Source organism: Hahella sp. HNIBRBA332, assembly GCF_030719035.1.
Classification (GTDB): Bacteria; Pseudomonadota; Gammaproteobacteria; order Pseudomonadales; family Oleiphilaceae; genus Hahella.
In genome coordinates this window covers 460,308-481,549 of record NZ_CP132203.1, presented here as the reverse complement: position 1 = coordinate 481,549, position 21,242 = coordinate 460,308, and the positions used below count along the sequence as shown (strand labels likewise).

Below are 21,242 nucleotides of genomic sequence, written 5' to 3'. Positions count from 1 at the left end.
GCAAACTTAACTAGCTCACCAGTGGTAAACAGGCAGGGATAACTATAAGCGCCAGCCCGCCATATTACCAAGAGGGAATTTCCACTGTTTTCGCATATTTGACATAAACCGGCTTATATCCTGCATGTTGTTTGTTACGATCACGTCATCTCCAACCAAACTTACGCCATAACCACAGGATTACGGTCTACACTTGCCACAGGCGCCGCCATTACGCAGAGGCTGCTATGTGTGGAAGATTCAATGTCACCGACTCCCCTGTCGTGATTGCTCTGATGGACTCGCTCGGATTCGATACTACCGGATTGAAGTCGCATTTTTACCAGGACGATTTGTTGAATATCGCCCCCAAAGAAGAAGTGATGGTCGCAGTGCAGGAAGAACTGAAGAACTTTTTCAGGGGTATGCGCTGGTGACTGACGCCAAGCTGGGCGCCGGAGCCAACCGCCAAGTACAACATGTTCAACGCTAAAGCGGAGACTATTGAAACCAGCAAGGCTTTCAAAGGTTCATTCCAGCGCCGCCGCGCAATTATTCCCGCCAGCGGCTTTATCGAGTGGAAGCTGGAAAACGGCGTCAAACAACCCTATTACATCAAACCAGAATCCGGCCACTGTTTTTTCGGCGGCATCTGGGATATCTGGAGCAAAGGCGACGCCTATCTCGAATCCTGCGCCATCATCACCACCGAAGCCTCACCCTCTTTACAGGCATTACACCACCGCATGCCATTGCTCCTCACGCCAGACCAATTTAACGTCTGGCTGAACTCCGGCACGCCACTGGTGGACATCCGCCCAATGCTGGCGCCGCGAGGGCTGACGGATTGGGTGTATTATCCGTTGAGCAAGGCGGTTAATAACGTGAGAAACAAGACACGCCAAGCAATAGAGCCAACTGGTTCGCCCAAGCCGCTATCAGATATTTAGTCAGTTACCTGTGCGCTCAGCGGTGCTGGGCAGGATCATATGGTCGCACGACAGTTTTTCACATTTCACACGCTCAGTCATGACTTGGGCTCCCATTGCGGTTAATAGAGAAAAGGCGTTGCAACTCGCTTTTGTTCTTCACGGCGGAAAATTGTAATCTGGCTGCTGGCTCCTGACACAATGCTGTCAGTAGCAGACAGGTAGTATTGTCGTGTCGAGACTATAGCTGTGACGAAACCAAAGCCGTTGCGAAACATACGATAAAACCAAGTAAAAAGTCAGAGGGATACTACATGAGCGAAAGCAAGACTATCGCCGGACCATTAACCGGCCAATGCCTGTGTGGCGCTGTGAAAGTGGCCGCCAAGAACGTCAACCCTGAGTACCATGCCTGCCACTGCGGCATGTGCCGACGCTGGAATGGCGGACCTTCCATGGCGATCTCAGCGCAGGAAGCCGTATTCGAAGGCGAAGACAACATCACCGCTTACGATTCGTCAGAATGGGCGCAGCGAGCGTTCTGCAAGCACTGCGGAACCAACCTGTACTACCACCTGAAGCCTACAGGTGAGAAATATCTCTGGAGCGGTCTGTTCGACGATCAGTCGCAGTTCAAAATGGCGGGCGAGATCTACATTGACCACAAGCCCGCGGGCTATGCCTTCGTCGGGGATCACCCGAGACTGACGGAAGACGAGTTTTTGAAGTCTATCGGCATGAAATAACCGCCCTTCGCGCACGATGACCACCTGTTTTCATCGTGCGCTCCATACCATCTCAACCCCGAGCCCAAGGGCTTCATCAAAAGCTTGCCTAACCCTTCCCCGCCACGCTATGGTAGAGCGGCGAACGCTTTGCAAAGAGCTAAAGGACTGAACTCACATCACGAGCATAAAGCGTATGACTGCCCCGATCAGAGAAGAAACCAACGCCCTCACCCTGGCGGACAAGGCGACTTTCCCCTTTCCGACGCCTGAAGGTCTCGTCTACGAAGCGCATTTCACCCGAGACCAGGAATATCTGGCCTTCTTCAGCGAAGACTGTCCCTACGAAGAAACGCTGCATATACAACACCTCGACCGCAGAGGTCATGTGAAAGAAGACGTCACGCTCTCCGCCGAATACACAGGGGGCGTATTTCAATTCATCGACGCACGCGCCAATCATATAGATTTCATCTTCTGGCCGGGTCTCAAGATCCGGGCGGAATGGTTGCTGGAGCCGCGCTTTTTGTGGAAAGCCGAAGCGGTTCCGGGAGTTCAGCGCTCCGATAAGTTTTTCCGACGCACGCAGATAATCATTACTCGACGCGACTAAGCGACTATGCGACTACGACTAAAGGGAACCTAGTATGCCGGACAATCAATCCAACAATAACAGCGCGCATGAAGCCATCAGGCAGTTTGAAATCCAGGCCGTCAATTTCGGGCAACGCTTTATTCAAGACAGCAACGTCCGCCGGATGTACATGGAGAAAACCAAGGCCTACGCGGAATCGTTGAAAGATCTCGTCAATAGCCGTCAGATGAGCCCCAGCGAGGCGGCGCAGGCCGCCAACCAGATGCGTAATGAAATCATGGAGTGGGCCAGAACCAAATCCAGCGACATCGGACGCGCCAAAGCCCGCGCCCTCAAAGCGAAGGGGCTGGATTTGGATGTACTGTGCGACAAGTACGCCAAGCGCCTGTTCAGTAAATCCTTCTCGCAGCTGAGCAAAGCGGATCAGGATCACGTCTTTTTGCAGATCGTGGAAAGCTCCGGCAGAGCGAACCCCAAAGTCTCCGCGAAAGCCATTCGCCTGGGCAAAGCCGGTCGAGCGCTTTGGTTATTGAGCGCCGGCATCGCCATCTACAACATCGCTTCCGCCGAAGATAAAACCCGGGCGACAGGTAGAGAAGCGGCAAACCTGGGCGGCGGTTTCGCCGGCGGCGCAGCGGGAGGCGCGGTGGCGGGATTATGGGCCGGCCCGGTAGGCGTCGCCATTGGCGCGGTGGTCGGCGGCGTTCTGGGCTCTATCGTTGCGGACGAAGCCTACATTGAAGTCGCCGCCTCCAACGATCCGTTCGTGAAAACCTTTCTGGACAAACATACACAGATGTTCAACACCGACGAAGAAGCCATCGCCCGCGACCTGGTGGAAAAGTGCAGCTACGAAATGGACAAAGTTTACAGCGTCTTCAAAGAGCTGGACTGGGCGTATAACTCAGACGCGGACGATGTGGCGCTGCTTTACGTCAACCGAGTGCGCCGCTCGACGCCCATTATCAAAAGCAGTCTGAAAGCACATACGCCACTGCGCAACTTGCTAACGGCGATATTGGAAGACGGCTGGACCACATCCAACGAACGGGACGCCATCCGTTACGTGCAACAACTATAGCCGCCTCACTTCCCTTCATGCTGGCCGACTGCATCTTTGCGGTCGGCCTCCGCAAAAGGCGCCCTTTCTAAACTCCTAGCCTAAACCAAAGCTTAGGTCGCCGCGCATACAAAACAGTCCCTCGCTTTCTGTATAATCGAACTCAGATCTCATTGCTGTAATCACGCTTGCACACCCAGTCAGGACTGACGACTCACCTATAACAGGAAGGAGTGATTATGCCGAAACCTTCGCTTACGGAACCAAGATATAGAGCGAATTATTTTGCCCACTGGAGTTCACAGACGGGCGTTTGGGCAATAAGGAACGGATTCCCGTGTGGCTGAGCGCTTGTAACTTGGGAGTGAAACTCCCGGTACGTCGGTAATTTTTACAAAAGCAAAACTTAACGTAAGAAAGACGACAGCGCCCCATACATAATGCGACGTCGTTTATTTATAATTGACGTTCGCTTACTTGAGTGTCGAGACAACATGAACTACGGCGGCAAGGGTTCAAATAGCAAAGACAACCACAAACGCCGTGGAGCTGCTCCAAATGTCAGCAAAGTTTACAAAAATATAAGTTGCTGTAGATTGACCTCACAGATAAAGCTGACACCGACAGGGAATATGAAAAATGGCACGCATTATGCGTAATACGTTGAATTAAAGGGTACTTTAAACAAGGAATTCTCATGAAGAAAGTTTGGTTATTCTTAACTGTCCTAACGCTTTCCTCCGCGGTTCGCGCCACTCCCATTACCTATCAGTTTTCAGGAAGTCTGAAAGAAGTCAGTAATGTGTTTGACCCCTACTTTCCTGAAAGGGATTTTCCCAATATTGGAACCTCAATGTTTGGAAGCCTCACTTACGATATCGTAGGATCGCCGGATGATCGAAAAATTGTGATTAGCTCCTGGAGCGCAAGAGTCGGTGATTACTCTTTTGGCAGCTCAGGCGAGAGCACGGCGCCTCCCTTTGAAATGATAGCGGGTATGGATAAAAACACCTTTAGTTTCACTGACGAAGCACCCTCCGACAACATTCCTGTTTTCTATTTTGACATCGCTGATTTTGAGCTTAATTTCAAAGAGCCTCTTTCCCCGGGCCTGACCCAACTTCCCGTTACTCTATTCGATTCAGGCAGCTTGACGCTTGACGTCAACGCCACAGTAAAATTTGATATTTCCAGTATCAAAATTCAGAAGGTTCCCGAGCCAGCAACCTTAGCCTTATACGGCGCCGCTCTCTTGGGATTAGCGGGAAGAGCGCGACGTAAATCATAGTTGTCTGACCTCCAACGCTTTCTTCATCCCGCCCTGACAAAAACGGCTGATCATCCAGATCAGCCGTTTTTGTTACTGCATTACCAAAATGATCAAGAGAATATCTTCTGCCGCGTTTCGTGCTTGGATTGCTCAATAGCTGACAGTTTAGCTCTGACGTCATCCATGATTTCTTTCATGGTCTGAATGAAATCCTTGGCTTCGTCGATATTCGCCGAATGCTTTTCGGATTCAGCTTCATGTTGCTTCTGCTGCTCCTGGTCTAGCTTGGACTCATAGGTCAAGGGCGCCGCAACCACCGTACCGACGCCACCCGCCATCTGGGTGTAGGTCTGTCCCAGGTTGGTCAGGTTTTGCGGCACCTGCAGCTTCAACTGCAACTGCGCCGGATCAAGTTTGGTGTCTTTCATCAACGCGCTCGTTTGCTTCGTCGAGGAAATCGTCAGCTTGATGGACGCAGCGCCGCCGGCGATCTGAAAGGCGCCTTGCACCAGGGACGCCGCAAGTTCTTTGCCTGCGGAATCACGCAGCTCCTTGCCGGCGTTTTCCAGCGACTGCCACTTCTGCTGGTACTCGCCATGACGAATGTCGCGGGCGCCTTTCTTCTGCGTCTGCGCCAGTTCGTGGATCAAGCTCATGATCGCGAAGATATCCACTTCCAGGGTCGCGCTGGCTTCCGACAACTTGCCGTCAAACTGCTTGCCGGGAGTCCCTGCGCTGCCGTCAGGGCGCTCCAGTTGCGGTTGATAGGTCTCGCGACTGAAACGCATCAACGGAATATCATGCTTACCGTCGCTGAGCACCAGAGAAGCCTCCTGCTTGGGGCCTTTGACTGGAGCGGAGCCTTCCATATCAATAGAAAAAGCGAATGTATTATTCGCTTCGTTTATCGGGTTAACACTCATAAAAAGTCTCCTATACCATATTCCTGCTGATCTGCATGCGGGTGCTGTGGTCGTTCCCCATGATCTGCAGGATGCGACTGACGCCCTCATTCAGCTTGGAGATGACTTCCTTCAAGCGATCCTGCTCCGCCTCCATGGCCGCCTGCAGCTTGGCGAGCTCTTTCTTCATGTCCATCTGATTGGCTCGCGCATCGGTCGCCTGCTTCTTGTATACGCCAGTGGTTATCTGAGACGCGCCGCCGCCTACAGCGGAAGTTCCGGCGGTCGCCGAGGCGATGTTCTTCACCTGGGCGCCTGCAACCTGGATCTTCTGCATCTGCTCGGGCGAAGACGCCAATCTGGTGATCAACCCTGAACCCGCCTTGGCGGCGGACGCCATACTGGCGCCCACGCAGACAGCGACGGTTACAGCTGCGGTGACGACGCCAGCAACAATATTGGCGACACTCTCGTCCATCCCCATGGCCTGTAACCCCTTGGCTATCCCTTTGGTCATCTCGCCCATCAGGCTGTGACCGGTGGCCGCACCCACCATTGAATCCACCGCCAACGCCAACATGGCTGCGCCCGCAACGGCCCCCACCCCGGTTGCGATCATGACCGCGCCGGCGATCGCCGTCGCAATGTTGGCTATCCATCCGAAAATCTTGCCGAACAAACCGCCTTTTTTAGCCTTATCGCCGGCTTCGATGGATTTCTGTATCTGCTCCAGCATTTCATCATGCTTTTGGTTCTGCTTGGTCCGGTTCAGCTGAATGTCCTGCTGGGAAGAGGCGATCTGCTCATTGCTGGACTTGGACTTTATCGTCAATAACAACGCCACCAATTCATCGGATGAGCGGGGTTGCGGTCGCTCCAGATCCGGAGCAAAGGACTTGCCCGATGTATTTTGCGTTGGGCCGGACTGCGGATCCTGCACGTTAAGCGAGATCTGCGGCGAACCGACCTTTTTCTGACCAGAAATCTGTACATCCTGATCCTCTGAATTGCCTATCGGATAACTGAAATGTTGATTTTCAACCGCCGTTACCATTGGCCAGGCCCTCCTTTTTCTGTTGCAGTACCGAGCGTAGAAGCTCAGCCTTGGCGCGCACCTGGGAGTATTGCTCCTTATCGCCCGCCCAATGCAACGCTGCTTCAATGCCGCTTTCCGCCTTCTCCAGATCGTTCAATGCCAGATAGCAAAACGCCGCATGCATAGGGGGATGAGGATTTTCCACATCCAGAATGGCCATGTATGAATACGCCTGCACAGCTTCCTCATACTTCTGCTGTTGCTGCAGACAGGCGCCCAACCCCATCCAGAATCGCTTGTCTAAATGCCCATACAGGCATAGGAAACGGAACAGCTTTTCCGACTCCCCGTTGCGATTCTGTCGATACAGGTTGTACGCCACCGTGTAGACCGCCTCCAATTCATTGTCGGTGATCCCCTTGATCTCGCCCAAGGTTGCGTGACCATGCACCACCGACTCCAGGAGCGCTTCAAAGCGGGCGTCTGCGTCTGTTTGTAATGCTTGTGCTGATTCAGCCACGGAATGTCTCCTTTACTGATTAAGTTCTGTGTGTTCAGAACACACGCAGGCCATCAGTTGATCTTGTTGATGGTCGCCATGATGGTGTCGTGCTCTTTCTTCTGAATGTTGGTCATCAACTGGTAAGCCTGCTGCTGCTTATTGATCAGGCCCTGCAGGCGAATCATTTCCATTTGTGAATCGTTGTTAAGACCGTCCCGCTTTTGCTTCAGGGTTTCCGAAAAAGAGTTCAGCTGATCTTTGCTGACTTCGTTGCCTTGGACATCGACGCCTTTTGACTTCAGCTCGTTGACTTCAGCGTCAGTCAGCGTGAGCTTGTCCTCCCCTTTTTTCAGGGATGCAGACTTGTCGTTCACCATCGAAATAGTTTTGCCGTAGTCCTTGATTTCCGTATTGATGCTCTGCATCCGTTCGCTTTGGGATTTAACCTGGCCATCCAGCAAACCAACGCGCTCTTCCTGCAGCAGCATAATCCTTGTAAACGGATCCATATTGGTATCGTCGAATTTGGACGCGTTCTTGGGATCGCCAGTGGGCGTGGTTTCCGAGGTGGTCTCGTATGGATTAACGTTATGGTTGTTGGTTGGATTGACTGTAGTCATCTCAATTTCCTCGTATTAAATATGAAAGACCGAAAAAGCTGAGGGCTATATCGCCAGGAGATTGCGGTTGGATTTTTTGCGCTTGATGGGAGCAGTCGTACGGCTACCGGTCTTCATGATCTCGGTGATTTCATCCCGCCATTCCTGTAGTTGCTCCATTCCCTGCTGCTTGAACCCTTCGGAAGCCAGTGGGTGATTCAATATCTTCTGAGCGCTGCCTCGGGGAATGCCCAGGGATTGAAACAACTTGTCTCCCTGCTCACGCATATTTTCCGCTTTCCAGATCAACGCTTCGGACTCCGCCAGCGTTTTCTCCACCTCTACATCCGTAAATGTCTGGCTCATAGCTTTAACCTCACTTTGATTTAGTCATGAATAACCCTCTCGCTATACCGCTTGGGGATCACCGTCGCGATTTACGGAGAGGATCATGAGTTGAGTAACGGAAAGACGTAAAAAGTCGCTGTTTTTGGGAATATTTGCGTCTAAATTGGGAATAGCGACGCTATTTGGGCGAGTTGGGGGAGAGGTTTTGGAGAGAGGGATTAAAGCGGAAAGAAAAAGAGCGATGGAGGATTTCCACCGCTCTCGGTGTTTAGCTCGATGAGGATTACAGACAAATACGGCTGATCGGTTGCACCGTGATGTCCTGGGTTAACTCTTGATAGGACAACACGCACAGCTCAAAGAAATCACGTTCGATCATCTTTCTGACATAGCGGCGAATATCCATGGACACCAATAACACCGGCTTGTGCTGCAAAGCGTCCAGATCCCCGACTTCCCGGTGCAGTTCATTGATGAAATTCTGCGTGGTGTCAGGGTCAAGCGCCAGATAAGCGCCGGAAGACGTCTGTCTGATGCCGCCGCGAATGGATTCTTCCAGATCCTGGTCCAGCATATAGGCAGGCAAGACATTCTGGCCGTTGCAGAACTTATAGCTGATGTAACGGCTCAGGCTCTTGCGTACGTACTCCGTCAACAGCACCGTATCTTTTTCCTTCTGGCCCCACTCCACCAAAGCTTCCATGATGGCGCGCAGGTTACGGATGGAGATATCCTCCGACACCAGCCGCTGCAGGATTTCTGCAATACGCTGAATCGGTACGACGCGCTGCACTTCCTTCACCAGATCGCCATACTGACCCTCCATCTGATCCAACAGGTAGCGGCATTCCTGCAAGCCAATAAACTCGCTGGCGTAGCGCTTCAAAATAAAAGACAGGTGATAAATCAACAGTCGCGGCGCATCCAGGTATTCAATGCCGGCGTTTTCCATCGCGGGAGCATGGGACTTCTCCACCCAATAAGGATTGGCGGACATCGCCAGTTCACCCTGTTGATGGGGGATGCCAAGAATGTCCAACTGTTCCTGATCCTGCAACACAACAACTTTATCTGCGGGCAAACGCCCCTGCGCCACCGGCACTTCATGCATCAGAATGGTGTATTCGCCGTCCTTCATGCTCTCGTTGAAGCGCAGGTGAATACCCGGAAATGGCACGCCAAGATCCAGATACAGCGCGCGTCTCACGCGGTACAGCTCCGCGTTCAGTTCAGAAGGCTTCAGCATTTGCTGACAGGAGGCCGCCACGTCCAGCAATAGCGGCACCGTCGGAGAAAAGTCATCCTTCTCCGGAGTCTTGCTGGGAGATCGAGTCTGTCCCGCCGCCGCCATGGCGGGGATGTCGTCATCATCTGTGTCGGCGTGTTTGGCTTTACGGCTCATGATAAAGCCCACGGAGCAGATCAACCCCGCCAGCACCAGAAAGACCATGGTGGGGAAGCCCGGAATCATAGCGAAGCCCAACAGCAAGGCGCCGCCGATGAATAAGGCTTTGGGTTGCGCGCCGATCTGGCCGCCAATATCGCGCCCCAGGTTTTCCGACTCGTCCGTGGACACGCGAGTAACGATAAAACCGGCGGTGATGGAGATAAACAGAGCGGGTATCTGCGCCACCAAACCATCGCCGATGGTCAGCACCGAATAGATGGCGGCGGCGTCGCCGGCGCTCAGGCCGTTTTGCGTCACCCCAACCAGGATACCGCCGAGAATGTTAACCGCGGTGATGATCAAGCCCGCAATCGCGTCGCCTTTAACGAATTTCATGGCGCCGTCCATGGAACCGTAGAGCTGACTTTCCTTCTCTACTTTAGCGCGTCTGACGCGGGCCTCGTCCATATCGATCACTCCGGCGCGCATGTCGCCGTCAATACTCATTTGCTTGCCTGGCATGGAGTCCAGAGAGAAACGCGCACTGACTTCCGCCACCCGTTCAGACCCCTTGGTGATAACCAGGAACTGCACGATGGTCAGAATAAGGAAGATAACGCCGCCCACCACCAAATTGCCGCCGACGACGAAATTACCAAAGGTGTAGACGATCTGCCCCGCATCCGCCTGCAGCAGAATCAGCCGCGTGGTGGTGATCGACAACGCCAGCCGGAACATGGTGGTGATCAACAACATGGACGGAAACACGGAGAAATCCAGCGGCGACTTGATGTAAAGCGCCAGCATCAGAAGTATCACCGATACCCCCATGTTGAGGGCGATCATCACATCCACCAGCATGGTAGGCATGGGCAGAATCATCATAAAGATAATGCCCACCAGGAAAATCGCCAGCACTACGTCGTTGCGCTGGCTGAGCGCGCTCAGAACAGAAGCTCCTCTACTCATACGACAGAGTTCCTTGTTAGTTGATGATATTTCTTCAGGCTTTTACGCGCTTCCTCTGGACGCTCCAACGCCCACAGCGCGTGACTGCGTATCAAGAGAAACGGCGCCGTCTCCTGCTTCACGCCCAGCTCACGAAGGCTGCGGTCGCTCAGGGTCAGCGCATCCTTGTAGCGCGCCGCCTTCAGGCAGGCGAAAGCAAGTCCTCGCGTCACATAAACGTCCTCAGGACAGAGTTTGGCGGTGGCCTGCAACAGGGTCAGCGCCTTCTTATGATGGTTCTGTTGCAGATACACGAACGCCAGCGCCAGCAACCATTCACGGTTGGCGGGACTGAGGGAGAGAGGTTCACTCATCCGTCTAGGCCTCGATTAACGCATTGCGATACTGATTGAGGTAACGGATGTCGTCCTGATTATCCCGCAAGATTTTCTCCGCCTTGCTGAACAACTCACGATCCTCCGGGGACTGCTGCGCCAGCTTTTGGAACAGCCCACGCACTTCCCCGTACTGACGTTCAAAGTCCACCGGCGACAGCAAGCTTTCAGAACTGACCTGAGGTTTGACGAAAGAGTCCAGTAAAGAGGACTCCTCCCCTTTGCTGTACAACTGGCGCAGATGCGACACCACCTGACCGCCCGCGGGCGTGAATTTCTTGCGCGACGGCAACTGGCGCTCATCCGCCGCGTTATAAAGGGAAAGCCCTTCAATATTGGAGCGCAAAGAAATGTTGTTCATGCGATAGCCTCCTCGTCCGTCCCGTTTTTAAACCAGTGGTCAAGCCCGGTCAGTCTGAGCGCCTCCAGCAGATTCTCCTGCGCGTCGATCACCCGCCATTGAGGCGGCCCGTAAGGAGCCAGATGAGCGATGTTCAACAGCAGGGTCAGCACCCGAGTGGAAGGATGCGGCGTCTCGTCACAACGGATAAGCACCCGCTCTTCGCCCTGCTCCGCCAACTCGCGGCAGCGCATCAGAAACGCTTTCTCCGCTTCCGGACGCAGCGGCCAGGGCAAGCTCAGAATGACATCCATCAGAGATTACCCAGCTTGCCGGTCAGTTCCTGATAGCGATAACGCAGTCGACGAATAGCGCCGTCCAGGAAGTCAATGGACGCCTCGGAAGCGCTCATGCAAATCGTCATCACCAGACGCCCTTCCCCCATCAGGCCAGGCTGAATCTGATAATCCGTAGATGTTTGATAGTGGGTCAGTTGCAGCAGCTTTTCGGCGACTTCGTCCACCTCAAACTCCGGCAATTCGTAGCTGAGCGACACCGCCAGACAATCGTCGCGCTGGTCGAGGGTAATGCGCTCGCCGGTTTCGTAACTCAGTGCAGTAACGCCGTCTCCCACGCCATTGACGCCCATGCTGCGGCCGTAGGCGCTCAACATGTTGTGAATTGCATTCATTATTTCGACTCACTCCTGTTCTGAATTGATCGTCGCCCCACTCTCATTCTTCCTGCTCCTTGATGAACAACTGCTCAAGGGCTTCTCTGGAGACGCCCAGCAGGCGCTCCCTATCGGCGGGGTCGTTGTAGGTTTTTTCTGGAATTTCACGAAACACCGTGTCCACTTCCCGCAACAGGTAGATCTGGTTTTCAATGCCCTGCACGTTCATTTCCATCGGAATGGAGGCGATCTGGGACGGCTGCACCCAGTCCATGTCCTTGATGTCCAGCACTTTGCCCATCAGGTCCTGGCCGTCTTTGCAGTCGCGCTGCTCGTAAATATCGCGCATGGTTCCCATAATGTCGCAGCATTGCTCATGCACGCCGCCCAGCAGCTTGAGAGCATACATGTCGTCCATGATGGCCTTGAGTCGCGACGGCTCAATGGAAGGGCCCTGCGCGTTGTAATCCGCGCCCAGGGCTTTCATCAGAAATTTGCGCACGGTTTCAAATGGACGCCCTTTGTGGCGTTCCACAATAGTGCGATAAGTCTGAGTAATGCCGCCGTAGTTCAGCACCGCATCACGGTAGGCGTCCCGCAGCAGCTGGACGTCCGTCTTCAGGCGGTCGGCGAATTCAGAAGCGGTGAGCGATACGTTCAGTCCCGCTCGCACCGACTCGCCTTTGGTGTTCATCAGTTCCGTGGCGGCGTTTTGAATCAGCTTCAACTGCTCCGCCTTATCCGCGCCGCCAGCCTTGGCCTCTTTTTCCAACACCTGCAAGGCCACGAACTGCAGCGTTGGATCTTTGGAGAATTCCTCCAGCCGCCGCATCAATTGCTGGGGAGTGGAAGGAAAATTACTGGCCATGCGCTCAATGAGCACTTTCATTTTGACGTTCTTCAGCAAGTCCGGAACCTGATCCATCATTTCCCTAATTTTCTCGATCAGGATCTGCTGTGTGTTCTCTTTCTTGCCGGTGGACATTTCCCGTCGCGCCAACGTTTTCTCCGCTCGCTCCTTGAACAGAAGGGACACTTCCTCTTTGGCGTCTTCCAACAAAGAGGACGCGCTCTGCTTCACCTGCACATTTTCCCCGTGCAGCTTGCCCTGCCGGGCAACGGCTTCATTCGTGGACATCGACCCGCTCTGCAGGACAGGAGCGCTGGTCCGGTTGACGATTTGCTCACTCAAGTTTGCGATCTCCGGCAATTGAACATGCAACTTTCTCCCTGTTGGTAACACCCATAAGAAGAAAGTTTTTCTGCGCAAGTTAATTTCCGCTTAAAGGAGTCGAACGTGAGCCAGTTGAGCCATGTGTTATCAGACCTGCGCTCGGCCATCGCCGAGGTGCAACCGGTCGGCCTGCGGGGCCGGGTGACCAATGTGGTCGGCACCATCATCCGGGCGATTGTTCCCGGCGCGCAAATTGGCGAGCTTTGCTACCTGGAGTCCGCAGGCGCCCCGCGATTGCTCGCCGAAGTGGTGGGGTTTCAGGAAAAAGAAGCGCTGCTGACCCCGATGGGCGACATGCTGGGCATTTCCACCGCCACGGAAGTGATCACTACCGGCCAATCCCATCACATCGCCGTTGGCCCTCATCTGCTGGGGCGCGTGCTGGACGGCATGGGCAATCCGATGGATGGTAAAAACGCGGACTTTCCCTCAGACCTGAAGCTCTACCCGGTTTACGCCGACGCGCCCTCTCCCATGATGCGCCGCATGATCTGCGAACCACTCAGTCTCGGCGTACGCGCTTTGGACGGTTTGCTCACCTGCGGCGAAGGCCAGCGGATGGGCGTGTTCGCGGCCGCCGGCGGCGGTAAGAGTACGTTGCTGTCCATGCTGGTCATGGGCGCGGACGTGGACGTCATCGTTATCGCCCTGATCGGAGAACGGGGCCGCGAGGTGCGGGAGTTTATCGAGCATAACCTGGGGCCGGAGGGTCTGGCCCGCTCAGTACTGGTGATATCGACCTCGGATCGACCCTCCATGGAGCGCGCCAAGGCCGCGTACGTGGCCACCACCATCGCCGAATATTTCCGTGATCAAGGACAAAAAGTCCTCTTGCTGATGGACTCGGTGACCCGTTTCGCAAGGGCGCAGAGGGAGATCGGCCTGGCGGCGGGCGAACCGCCCACCCGCCGCGGTTTTCCGCCCTCCGTGTTCGCCACCCTGCCCAAGCTGCTGGAACGAGTGGGCTTCAACGACAAGGGCTCCATTACCGCGCTCTACACCGTTCTGGTGGAGGGGGACGATATGTCCGAGCCCATCGCGGATGAAGTGCGCTCCATTCTTGACGGCCACATCGTTTTGTCACGCAAGCTGGCCGCCGCCAACCACTATCCCGCTATCGACGTGCTCGCCAGCACCAGCCGGGTAATGACCGCCATCACCAGTCCTGAGCATCGCCAGGCGGCGGGCAAAATGCGTGAGCTGATGGCCAAGTATGTGGACGTGGAGCTGTTGGTGAAAATCGGCGAATACCAGCGCGGCAGCGATCCCCTGGCGGACGAGGCCATCGCCAAGATCGACCGTATCCGCGGCTTTCTGAAACAGGCGACGGACGAAAAGTGCGACTTCCAAGCCACCCTGAACGCCCTGGCGCAGACGGTGTAGATCATGCTGTCCGCACTGGCTGACATCAAAAAGCTGCGCGAGCGCAACGCCCAGGCGGAAGCGCTCAAACAACGTCAGTTGCTGTCGCAGAAGCAGGCTCAAGTGGAGCAAGCCAAACGCGACCTGCAGCAGTTTGAAATATGGAGGGTGCAGGAAGAACACCGTCTCTACGACGGCATTATGGGGTCGGAGGTCGGCCTTAAGGAAATCGATAAAGTCAAACATCAGATCGGCATGCTGCGCCTGAAAGAAGTCTCGCTGGCGGAGCAGATAGAGAAAGCAAAACAAGAGCAGAAACAAGCGGAAGCAGCGTTGCGTCAGGCAGAGCACGCCCTGGCCGAAGCCGGCAAAGCCGTAGAAAAGTGTCAGATGCTTATCGAGCAGGTGACTGCCGAAGCCAGCGCGGAAGCCCAGCGACTCGAAGACCTTGAGCTTGAAGAAGCCAGTGAGACCAATTTTTCACGCCCCCAAAACTAAACACAGAAATCCAGAATCATTATGAGAATAACCAATCGCACATCAGGTTCCTCGGACAGGGAAAAAGAGTCGGAAGCGGTCGCGGAAAGCTCCCTGCAACAGTTCAGCAAATTAATGGAGACCAAGTCCGTCAACCCGGATAAATTCCGGCAAACGGAGGAGCAGTCACAGGAAAAACCAGTGCCGGATAAGGTTCGTAACGCCATGATTGAAATGGTGAAAAATGCGTTCAAAGCGACGGAAAACCTGACGCAGCCACCCAAGCCCGGTCAGATGGATCTCAAGACCTCCATCCCGTCTTTGACTCAGACTTTCGCCCAGAAATCCTCAACGGGAGAGAAAGGCGGTCTTTTGGACAAACCGGAGCTGGAGCAACCCAAGCAAACATCGCCCCAAGAAGCAACGCCACGGGAGCTCAGTCTTTTCGCTCCCCAAGCCAAAAGCGGCGCGGACCTCAGCCAGCTCGACACTTTACAAAGCAGGCCGCCACTGTCTGGAGACAAGCCAGAGCTGTCTCCGCCCAAAAGCAATGAACAATTCGGTCAGCTCAAAGCGGAAACAACCGTCCCGGAATACGCCAAGTCTAATCCTGACGCGCAATCCTCATCCTTACCAAACACCCCGGATAAAGCCGCCTCAGAAACTTCCCAGGACCCAAAAACTCAACAGCAAGAAGCGAAATCCGACGCAAACGGACACAAACCCGCTCAGCAGGAAAACGGTCAAGCTTACGCCAGACTTGATACTACCCAAGACCCCAAAACCGCCTCCGACAAACTACAACCGAAGGCGGAAATCCAGCCCAAGCTGGAAGAACCGACAAAATCAAACTCCGCACAGCCCAAACTGGACGCCAATAACGACCAGAACCCCATCGCTCAGGAGCCAGTACAGGGCAAGTCAGACAAGAAAGCGGATACACAACCCAAACCTGAGGTAACGAATAAACCGGAACCCGTTCAGACAAAACCGGAGAACACGCCGTCCAAACCCGACGTCCAGGCCAAGACAGAGCCCACTCAACCTAATCGCGATCCCGTGCAAACCAAGCCGGAAAACAAAGCGGATACCCAACCTAAGCCTGAAGTAACGGATAAGTCAGAACCCGCTCAGACAAAACCGGAGAACACGCCGTCCAAACCCGACGTCCAAGCCAAAACAGAGCCAACGCAGCCCAATCGCGATTCCGCACAAACCAAGCCGGAAAATAAATCAGACACCCAGCCTAAGCCTGAGGTGACCAATCAGCCGGAATCCGTTCAGTCAAAACCCGAAAACATTCCGCCCAAAACCGACGTCCAGGCCAAAACAGAGCCGAGTCAGCCTAACCGCGATCCCGTGCAAACCAAGCCGGAAAACAAAGCAGACACCCAGCCTAAGCCTGAAGTGACTAATCAGCCGGAATCCGTTCAGTCAAAACCCGAAAACATTCCGCCCAAAACCGACGTCCAGGCCAAAACAGAGCCGACGCAGCCCAATCGCGATCCCGTGCAAACCAAGCCTGAAATTAAAGCGGATACACAACCCAAGCCTGACGTAACGAATAAGCCGGAGCCCGTTCAGACAAAACCTGAGAACACACCGCCTAAAACCGACGTCCAAGCCAAAACAGAGCCGACGCAGCCCAATCGCGATCCTGTGCAACCCAAGCCTGAAAATAAAGCGAATACACAACCCAAGCCTGATGTAACGGATAAACCTGAGTCCGCTCAGACAAAACCTGAGAACATTCCGCCTAAAGCCGACGTCCAAACCAAAACAGAGCCGACCCAGGCTAATCGTGATCCTGCACAGCCCAAGCCGGAGAACAATGCGGACACACAACCCAAGCCTGACGTATCGAATAAACCTGAACCCGTTCAGACAAAACCTGAGAACACGCCGCCTAAAGCCGACGTCCAAATCAAAACAGAGCCGACCCAGGCTAATCGTGATCCTGCACAGCCCAAGCCGGAGAACAATGCGGACACACAACCCAAGCCTGACGTAACGAATAAACCTGAACCCGTTCAGACAAAACCGGAGAACACGCCGCCCAAACCCGACGTCCAAGCCAAAACAGAGCCGACGCAGCCCAATCGCGATTCCGTGCAAACCAAGCCGGAAAACAAAGCAGACCCCCAGCCTAAGCCTGAAGTGACTAATCAGCCGGAATCCGTTCAGTCAAAACCTGAAAACATTCCGCCCAAAACCGACGTCCAGGCCAAAACAGAGCCCACTCAGCCTAACCGAGATCCCGCGCAACCCAAGCCGGAGAACAAAGCAGACACTCAACCCAAGCCTGACGTAACGAATAAGCCGGAGCCCGTTCAGACAAAACCTGAGAACACACCGCCTAAAACCGACGTCCAAGCCAAAACAGAGCCGACGCAGCCCAATCGTGATCCTGTGCAAACCAAGCCTGAAAATAAAGCGGATACACAACCCAAGTCTGAGGTAACGAATAAGCCGGAATCCGTTCAGACAAAGCCTGAGAACTCGCCGCCCAAGACCGACGTCCAGGCCACAACAGAGCCCACTCAGCCTAACCGAGATCCCGCGCAACCCAAGCCTGAAAATAAAGCGGATACACAACCCAAGCCTGATGTAACGGATAAACCTGAGTCCGCTCAGACAAAACCTGAGAACATTCCGCCTAAAGCCGACGTCCAAACCAAAACAGAGCCGACCCAGGCTAATCGTGATCCTGCACAGAGCAAGCCGGAAAACCTGTCTGATACGCAGGCAAAAGGCGATATTCAATCTAAATCCGAGCTGGCGCATGACAAAGGCGACTCACGTCAGCCTGTAACTCGGCCCTCTGAGCATCACGCATCAACGCCGAAGAAAGCGGATAAAACCGCTCAGGCGCTTGACCCCATCGCCAAGTCGGGCGCTCTTCAGGGCGATCCAAACTCATCCGAGCGCCCATCACCCGTCCTCAAAACGGGACGCCCTGACGCTGATGGCGCAACGACCCTCAAAGCGCCAGTGTCCGGCCCCCATCAGGCTGGTCAGGATGCAAATAAATTCGGGCTTTCCGTAGATCACGCCCTCAAGACGCAACCGTCTCTCCACCCAAAGGCCTCCCCCACAGACGCCAGCGTGATTCAGGCTGACGCCAGAAGCGCGCCCATAAGGCCAGAAGGAAGCGTTTCTACGAAAGCGGAGACCGGTAAGCCTGAGCTACATCCGGGCGAGTTCCAACGTCCCGGCAACCTCCTCGCCAATAAAATAACGAGCAAGGGCTCCGCCTCTTCCGATCATCAGGAGCGTCGCGAGAAGCCCTCGGCGCCGCAGAAAAATAAAGAGAAAACGGAGCAACCACAGGAGCGTCGTGAAGGTCCGGTGGAAAGTTTCCAGGTGCAGCCAGCCCAACAGAACCAGTCCCGTGACCCCGTCGCCAACGCCAGCGCGACGGAGACCAGCAAGGTCTCCACGCAGGAGAAAGTAGCGGAAATGCAGAAGATCGTCGATCAAATCGTGAGTCGCATTCTGGTGAGCAAACCAGGATCAGGGCAGCCGGAGGAACTGCGTCTGATGTTGAGCTCCGGACCGCTGAAAGGCACGGAAATCGCCATCATGCGCAAACATGGCGACATTCAGTTAAGTTTTAATACCCCCAACCCTGAAACTCAGGCGTTCCTGGTGTCACTAAAGGGAGAGATGAGCACATCCCTGAGGAGCAAGCTGCCCAATGAACGTTTTGACGTCAGGATTCAAGAAAGCAAAAAAGCCAGCCCATACGGTAAGGAGCCTGTGCGCCGCGCCAAAGGCCAGCAGCAATGATTAAGCCGCTGAAGCCGCCCCGGCTGGGGCGAACGCAGGTGGATCTGGACAACCTGATCTGCGCCCGCCGTCGCCCAATTGCGCTGCAATTACCTGAGCACATCGCGCAGTTCAGTCTGCGCCGGCTGGATATTCTGGAAACTTTCGTCAGCGTTGCTTTTTACGCCGAAGGGCGGCGCGGCCATCTGCACCTAGACGTACGCGCTGTCAGCGCACTGCTGGGGGAAGAACAGGATGCGTCCATTTATCCGGACGCCCTGCTCTCGGCGCTGCTAACAGCGCAATTAAACGGTCCTCTGCAGGCGCTCTCCTCCGCGCTGCAAACAGAGCTGGAGCTGGATGAAATCAGCCAGGACAGCACCATGATGGTGGCCGGCGTCCGTATCGGCATGCAAATAAGCGCCGCCGGCAATACCGGACTTGGGCTGTTAACGCCGCCACCGCACCTTGCTGAGCGTATCGCCGCATTGCTCGCCACTCTGCCCGCAGAACCTGCGCCAGCGCCGATCACGCCACTGGCGTCGGCGCAACTGCTGCTGGCGGAGCGCCGGATGTCTCTCAATGATTTCAAAGGCCTGGAGCCCGGAGACGTGTTGATGCTGCCGCCAGGCGCGTCCGCGGATCTGGTGATGCTGCGCCTGCCCGGATACGGCGCCTGCCGCGCCCGCTTAGATGATCACAAATTAGTACTGGTGACACCCATGACTTCAGAAACACAACACATTTCCGAACCTCTCGACGCCCCATCCGATCTGGGCAATCTGGAATTGAAACTGGAGTTTCATCTCGGCTCTCTCAACCTGACCCTGGCTGAGCTGTCGCAAATGACCGAGGGAGCCGCCTTTGATCTTGGCCTGAGCCTAGAAGCGCCGGTGGCGATGAAAGTGAACGGACAAACCGTAGCCCGCTGCGAGCTGGTGGAAATCGATGGGCGTCTGGGGGCGCGCGTAGTACGGTTGACCGGCGGCGACAGCGAGGTCGGCGGGCATGACTGATATACAGGCGATTCCGCTTATCGGGACACTGGTCCTGCTGTCGCTGATCCCGTTCATCGCCATCATGACCACTTCCTTCATCAAGCTCGCCGTGGTGTTCAGTCTGCTGCGCAACGCTCTCGGCATACAGCAGATTCCACCGAACATGGCGTTGTACGGGCTGGCCATTGTGCTGTCGATCTACATCATGGCGCCGGTGGGCTATCAAATTGCTGACACTGTGCAAGAAAAAGGCTTCGACCTGAATCACGCAGAATCGCTCAAGGAACTGGCCAACAGCGCCATCGAGCCCATGTCCGAGTTCCTGACCAAACACTCTTCCGAAAAGGAGCGCGGATTCTTTCTGGAAAGTGCGGAAACCCTGTGGCCCAAAGAGTACGCAGCGCGTCTGGACACCAACAGCATGCTGGTGCTGGTGCCGTCTTTCACCATCAGCGAGTTGAAATCCGCCTTTGAAATCGGCTTTCTGCTGTATCTGCCCTTTATCGCCATCGACTTGATCGTCTCCAACATCCTGCTGGCCATGGGGATGATGATGGTGTCGCCGATGACAATCTCGCTGCCCTTTAAATTACTCCTGTTCGTGCTTCTGGACGGCTGGACCCGATTAACCCATGGCTTGGTGTTGAGTTACCAATGAGCGAAGCGGAAGTCATTCATTACGCCAGTCAGCTATTGATGTTGGTGCTGGTGCTGTCGATGCCCACGGTCATCGTAGCGGCGGTGGTGGGCACGCTGGTGAGCCTGGTGCAGTCGTTGACCCAAATCCAGGACCAGACTCTGTCCTTCGCCATCAAGTTGATCGCAGTGTCCATCACCATCATGCTCACCGCACGCTGGCTGGGCATTGAAATCTACCATTTTTCCATGAACATCCTTGACCACATTGAGTTGATCGGCCCCTCATGATGACCCATTTAATGAGCGACACGCTGACGCTGTTTATGTTCACCGTGCCGCGTCTGCTGGCGGCCATGTCGGTCATGCCGTTCCTGAGCAAAAGCTTCTTCGGCGGCACGTTGATCCGCAACGGTGTGGTGCTCAGTCTGTCCCTGTTCCTGTTCCCCGTGGTGGACGAAGGCTACAAACCGGAAACCATGGCGCCGCTGATGTATGCGCTCATTATTTTCAAGGAAGTGATCATCGGCTTCTGCCTGGGCTGGCTGGCGGCTCTGCCCTTCTGGGCGCTGGAGGCGGTGGGCTTCTTTATTGACAACCAGCGCGGCTCCACTATGGCCAGCGCCATGAACCCGCTGACCGGATCTCAAGCCTCCCCTGTGGGCATTCTGTTTGTGCAAACCTTCACGACCCTGTTTTTTCTGGGAGGCAACTTCCTCACGCTTATGGGCGCTATTTACGCCAGTTATCACGCTTGGCCGATCTTCTCATTTTTCCCGAGGATCGAGCTGTCGGCGGCGGGCTTTTTCTTCGCGCAGCTGGATTACTTCATGAGCATCGTCGTGTTGTTCGCCGCGCCGCTGATCGCCTGCATGTTTCTGGCGGAGTTCGGCCTGGGGCTGGTCAGCCGCTTCGCGCCCCAGCTAAACGTTTTCTTCCTGTCCATGCCGGTAAAAAGCCTGGTGTGCATGGTGATGCTCACTTTCTATGTGGGCGTGTTGATGCGTATTTTCGATGAGCGTTATCTGCGCACCTTTGATCTGTTCAAGCAGCTCAACGTGCTATGGGGGTCATGACGC

At 54.8% G+C, this 21,242-nt stretch carries 24 protein-coding genes; 13 read left to right on the top strand and 11 right to left on the bottom strand.

The window, feature by feature from the left end:
- Window positions 1-227 precede the first annotated feature (227 nt).
- From O5O45_RS02410 to O5O45_RS02385, 6 genes are all read left to right on the top strand, one after another.
- The gene (locus O5O45_RS02410; RefSeq protein WP_305903701.1) at window positions 228-416 is read left to right on the top strand and encodes an SOS response-associated peptidase family protein; all 189 of its coding nucleotides are present in this window, start codon (window positions 228-230) and stop codon (window positions 414-416) included.
- Window positions 417-929 (top strand): SOS response-associated peptidase, encoded by a 513-nt coding sequence (locus tag O5O45_RS02405; RefSeq protein WP_305906181.1) that lies wholly within the window; start codon window positions 417-419, stop codon window positions 927-929. It abuts the gene before it with no gap.
- Between the two features lie 293 nt (window positions 930-1,222).
- The gene (locus O5O45_RS02400; protein ID WP_305903700.1) at window positions 1,223-1,654 is read left to right on the top strand and encodes a GFA family protein; all 432 of its coding nucleotides are present in this window, start codon (window positions 1,223-1,225) and stop codon (window positions 1,652-1,654) included.
- 175 nt (window positions 1,655-1,829) lie between these two features.
- Complete coding sequence (locus tag O5O45_RS02395) at window positions 1,830-2,246, top strand: hypothetical protein (RefSeq protein ID WP_305903699.1); 417 nt, start codon at window positions 1,830-1,832, stop codon at window positions 2,244-2,246.
- 34 nt (window positions 2,247-2,280) lie between these two features.
- On the top strand, window positions 2,281-3,309 hold the full coding sequence (locus O5O45_RS02390; protein WP_305903698.1) for a hypothetical protein: 1,029 nt from the start codon (window positions 2,281-2,283) through the stop codon (window positions 3,307-3,309).
- 676 nt (window positions 3,310-3,985) lie between these two features.
- Window positions 3,986-4,576: a PEP-CTERM sorting domain-containing protein gene (locus O5O45_RS02385; RefSeq protein WP_305903697.1), complete on the top strand. Its 591-nt coding sequence runs from the start codon at window positions 3,986-3,988 to the stop codon at window positions 4,574-4,576.
- A gap of 92 nt (window positions 4,577-4,668) precedes the next feature.
- Here O5O45_RS02385 and O5O45_RS02380 read toward each other — a convergent pair whose 3' ends face one another.
- The 11 genes from O5O45_RS02380 to sctW form a co-directional block, all read right to left on the bottom strand.
- Window positions 4,669-5,481, bottom strand: a complete 813-nt coding sequence (locus tag O5O45_RS02380) for a hypothetical protein (RefSeq protein ID WP_305903696.1) — start codon at window positions 5,479-5,481, stop codon at window positions 4,669-4,671.
- A 10-nt stretch (window positions 5,482-5,491) separates the two neighbouring features.
- The gene (gene sctE, locus O5O45_RS02375) at window positions 5,492-6,514 is read right to left on the bottom strand and encodes a type III secretion system translocon subunit SctE (RefSeq protein WP_305903695.1); all 1,023 of its coding nucleotides are present in this window, start codon (window positions 6,512-6,514) and stop codon (window positions 5,492-5,494) included.
- Window positions 6,498-7,016 carry a SycD/LcrH family type III secretion system chaperone gene (locus tag O5O45_RS02370; protein ID WP_305903694.1) on the bottom strand — a complete coding sequence of 173 codons (519 nt, stop codon included), beginning with the start codon at window positions 7,014-7,016 and terminating at the stop codon, window positions 6,498-6,500. The genes sctE and O5O45_RS02370 overlap by 17 nt, the downstream gene beginning before the upstream one ends.
- A gap of 53 nt (window positions 7,017-7,069) precedes the next feature.
- Complete coding sequence (locus tag O5O45_RS02365; protein WP_305903693.1) at window positions 7,070-7,618, bottom strand: hypothetical protein; 549 nt, start codon at window positions 7,616-7,618, stop codon at window positions 7,070-7,072.
- A 45-nt stretch (window positions 7,619-7,663) separates the two neighbouring features.
- Window positions 7,664-7,963 carry a hypothetical protein gene (locus O5O45_RS02360; RefSeq protein ID WP_305903692.1) on the bottom strand — a complete coding sequence of 100 codons (300 nt, stop codon included), beginning with the start codon at window positions 7,961-7,963 and terminating at the stop codon, window positions 7,664-7,666.
- 265 nt (window positions 7,964-8,228) lie between these two features.
- Window positions 8,229-10,301, bottom strand: a complete 2,073-nt coding sequence (gene sctV, locus O5O45_RS02355; protein WP_305903691.1) for a type III secretion system export apparatus subunit SctV — start codon at window positions 10,299-10,301, stop codon at window positions 8,229-8,231.
- A complete protein-coding gene (sctY, locus tag O5O45_RS02350) occupies window positions 10,298-10,654 on the bottom strand; it encodes a type III secretion apparatus assembly chaperone SctY (protein ID WP_305903690.1) in 357 nt (118 codons plus the stop codon). The genes sctV and sctY overlap by 4 nt, the downstream gene beginning before the upstream one ends.
- Before the next feature lie 4 nt (window positions 10,655-10,658).
- Window positions 10,659-11,036 (bottom strand): type III secretion apparatus assembly protein SctX, encoded by a 378-nt coding sequence (sctX, locus tag O5O45_RS02345; RefSeq protein WP_305903689.1) that lies wholly within the window; start codon window positions 11,034-11,036, stop codon window positions 10,659-10,661.
- Window positions 11,033-11,329 (bottom strand): hypothetical protein, encoded by a 297-nt coding sequence (locus O5O45_RS02340; protein WP_305903688.1) that lies wholly within the window; start codon window positions 11,327-11,329, stop codon window positions 11,033-11,035. Before O5O45_RS02340 ends, sctX begins: the two co-directional genes overlap by 4 nt.
- Complete coding sequence (locus tag O5O45_RS02335) at window positions 11,329-11,706, bottom strand: type III secretion system chaperone family protein (RefSeq protein ID WP_305903687.1); 378 nt, start codon at window positions 11,704-11,706, stop codon at window positions 11,329-11,331. Before O5O45_RS02335 ends, O5O45_RS02340 begins: the two co-directional genes overlap by 1 nt.
- 43 nt (window positions 11,707-11,749) lie before the next feature.
- A complete protein-coding gene (sctW, locus tag O5O45_RS02330) occupies window positions 11,750-12,880 on the bottom strand; it encodes a type III secretion system gatekeeper subunit SctW (RefSeq protein ID WP_305903686.1) in 1,131 nt (376 codons plus the stop codon).
- Between the two features lie 105 nt (window positions 12,881-12,985).
- Here sctW and sctN point away from each other — a divergent pair, with 105 nt between their 5' ends.
- From sctN to sctT, 7 genes are read left to right on the top strand one after another with little or no spacing between them, the layout of a single operon-like run.
- Complete coding sequence (gene sctN / locus O5O45_RS02325; protein WP_305903685.1) at window positions 12,986-14,305, top strand: type III secretion system ATPase SctN; 1,320 nt, start codon at window positions 12,986-12,988, stop codon at window positions 14,303-14,305.
- Between the two features lie 3 nt (window positions 14,306-14,308).
- A complete protein-coding gene (locus tag O5O45_RS02320; RefSeq protein WP_305903684.1) occupies window positions 14,309-14,782 on the top strand; it encodes a type III secretion protein in 474 nt (157 codons plus the stop codon).
- 21 nt (window positions 14,783-14,803) lie between these two features.
- Window positions 14,804-18,550, top strand: coding sequence for a type III secretion HpaP family protein (locus tag O5O45_RS02315; RefSeq protein WP_305903683.1), 3,747 nt, complete (start codon window positions 14,804-14,806; stop codon window positions 18,548-18,550).
- Window positions 18,547-19,545: a FliM/FliN family flagellar motor switch protein gene (locus O5O45_RS02310; protein WP_305903682.1), complete on the top strand. Its 999-nt coding sequence runs from the start codon at window positions 18,547-18,549 to the stop codon at window positions 19,543-19,545. Before O5O45_RS02315 ends, O5O45_RS02310 begins: the two co-directional genes overlap by 4 nt.
- Window positions 19,538-20,185, top strand: a complete 648-nt coding sequence (sctR, locus tag O5O45_RS02305) for a type III secretion system export apparatus subunit SctR (protein WP_305903681.1) — start codon at window positions 19,538-19,540, stop codon at window positions 20,183-20,185. The genes O5O45_RS02310 and sctR overlap by 8 nt, the downstream gene beginning before the upstream one ends.
- Window positions 20,182-20,454, top strand: coding sequence for a type III secretion system export apparatus subunit SctS (gene sctS / locus O5O45_RS02300; RefSeq protein ID WP_011398858.1), 273 nt, complete (start codon window positions 20,182-20,184; stop codon window positions 20,452-20,454). Before sctR ends, sctS begins: the two co-directional genes overlap by 4 nt.
- Window positions 20,451-21,239 (top strand): type III secretion system export apparatus subunit SctT, encoded by a 789-nt coding sequence (sctT, locus tag O5O45_RS02295; RefSeq protein ID WP_305903680.1) that lies wholly within the window; start codon window positions 20,451-20,453, stop codon window positions 21,237-21,239. Before sctS ends, sctT begins: the two co-directional genes overlap by 4 nt.
- Window positions 21,240-21,242: the final 3 nt, after the last annotated feature.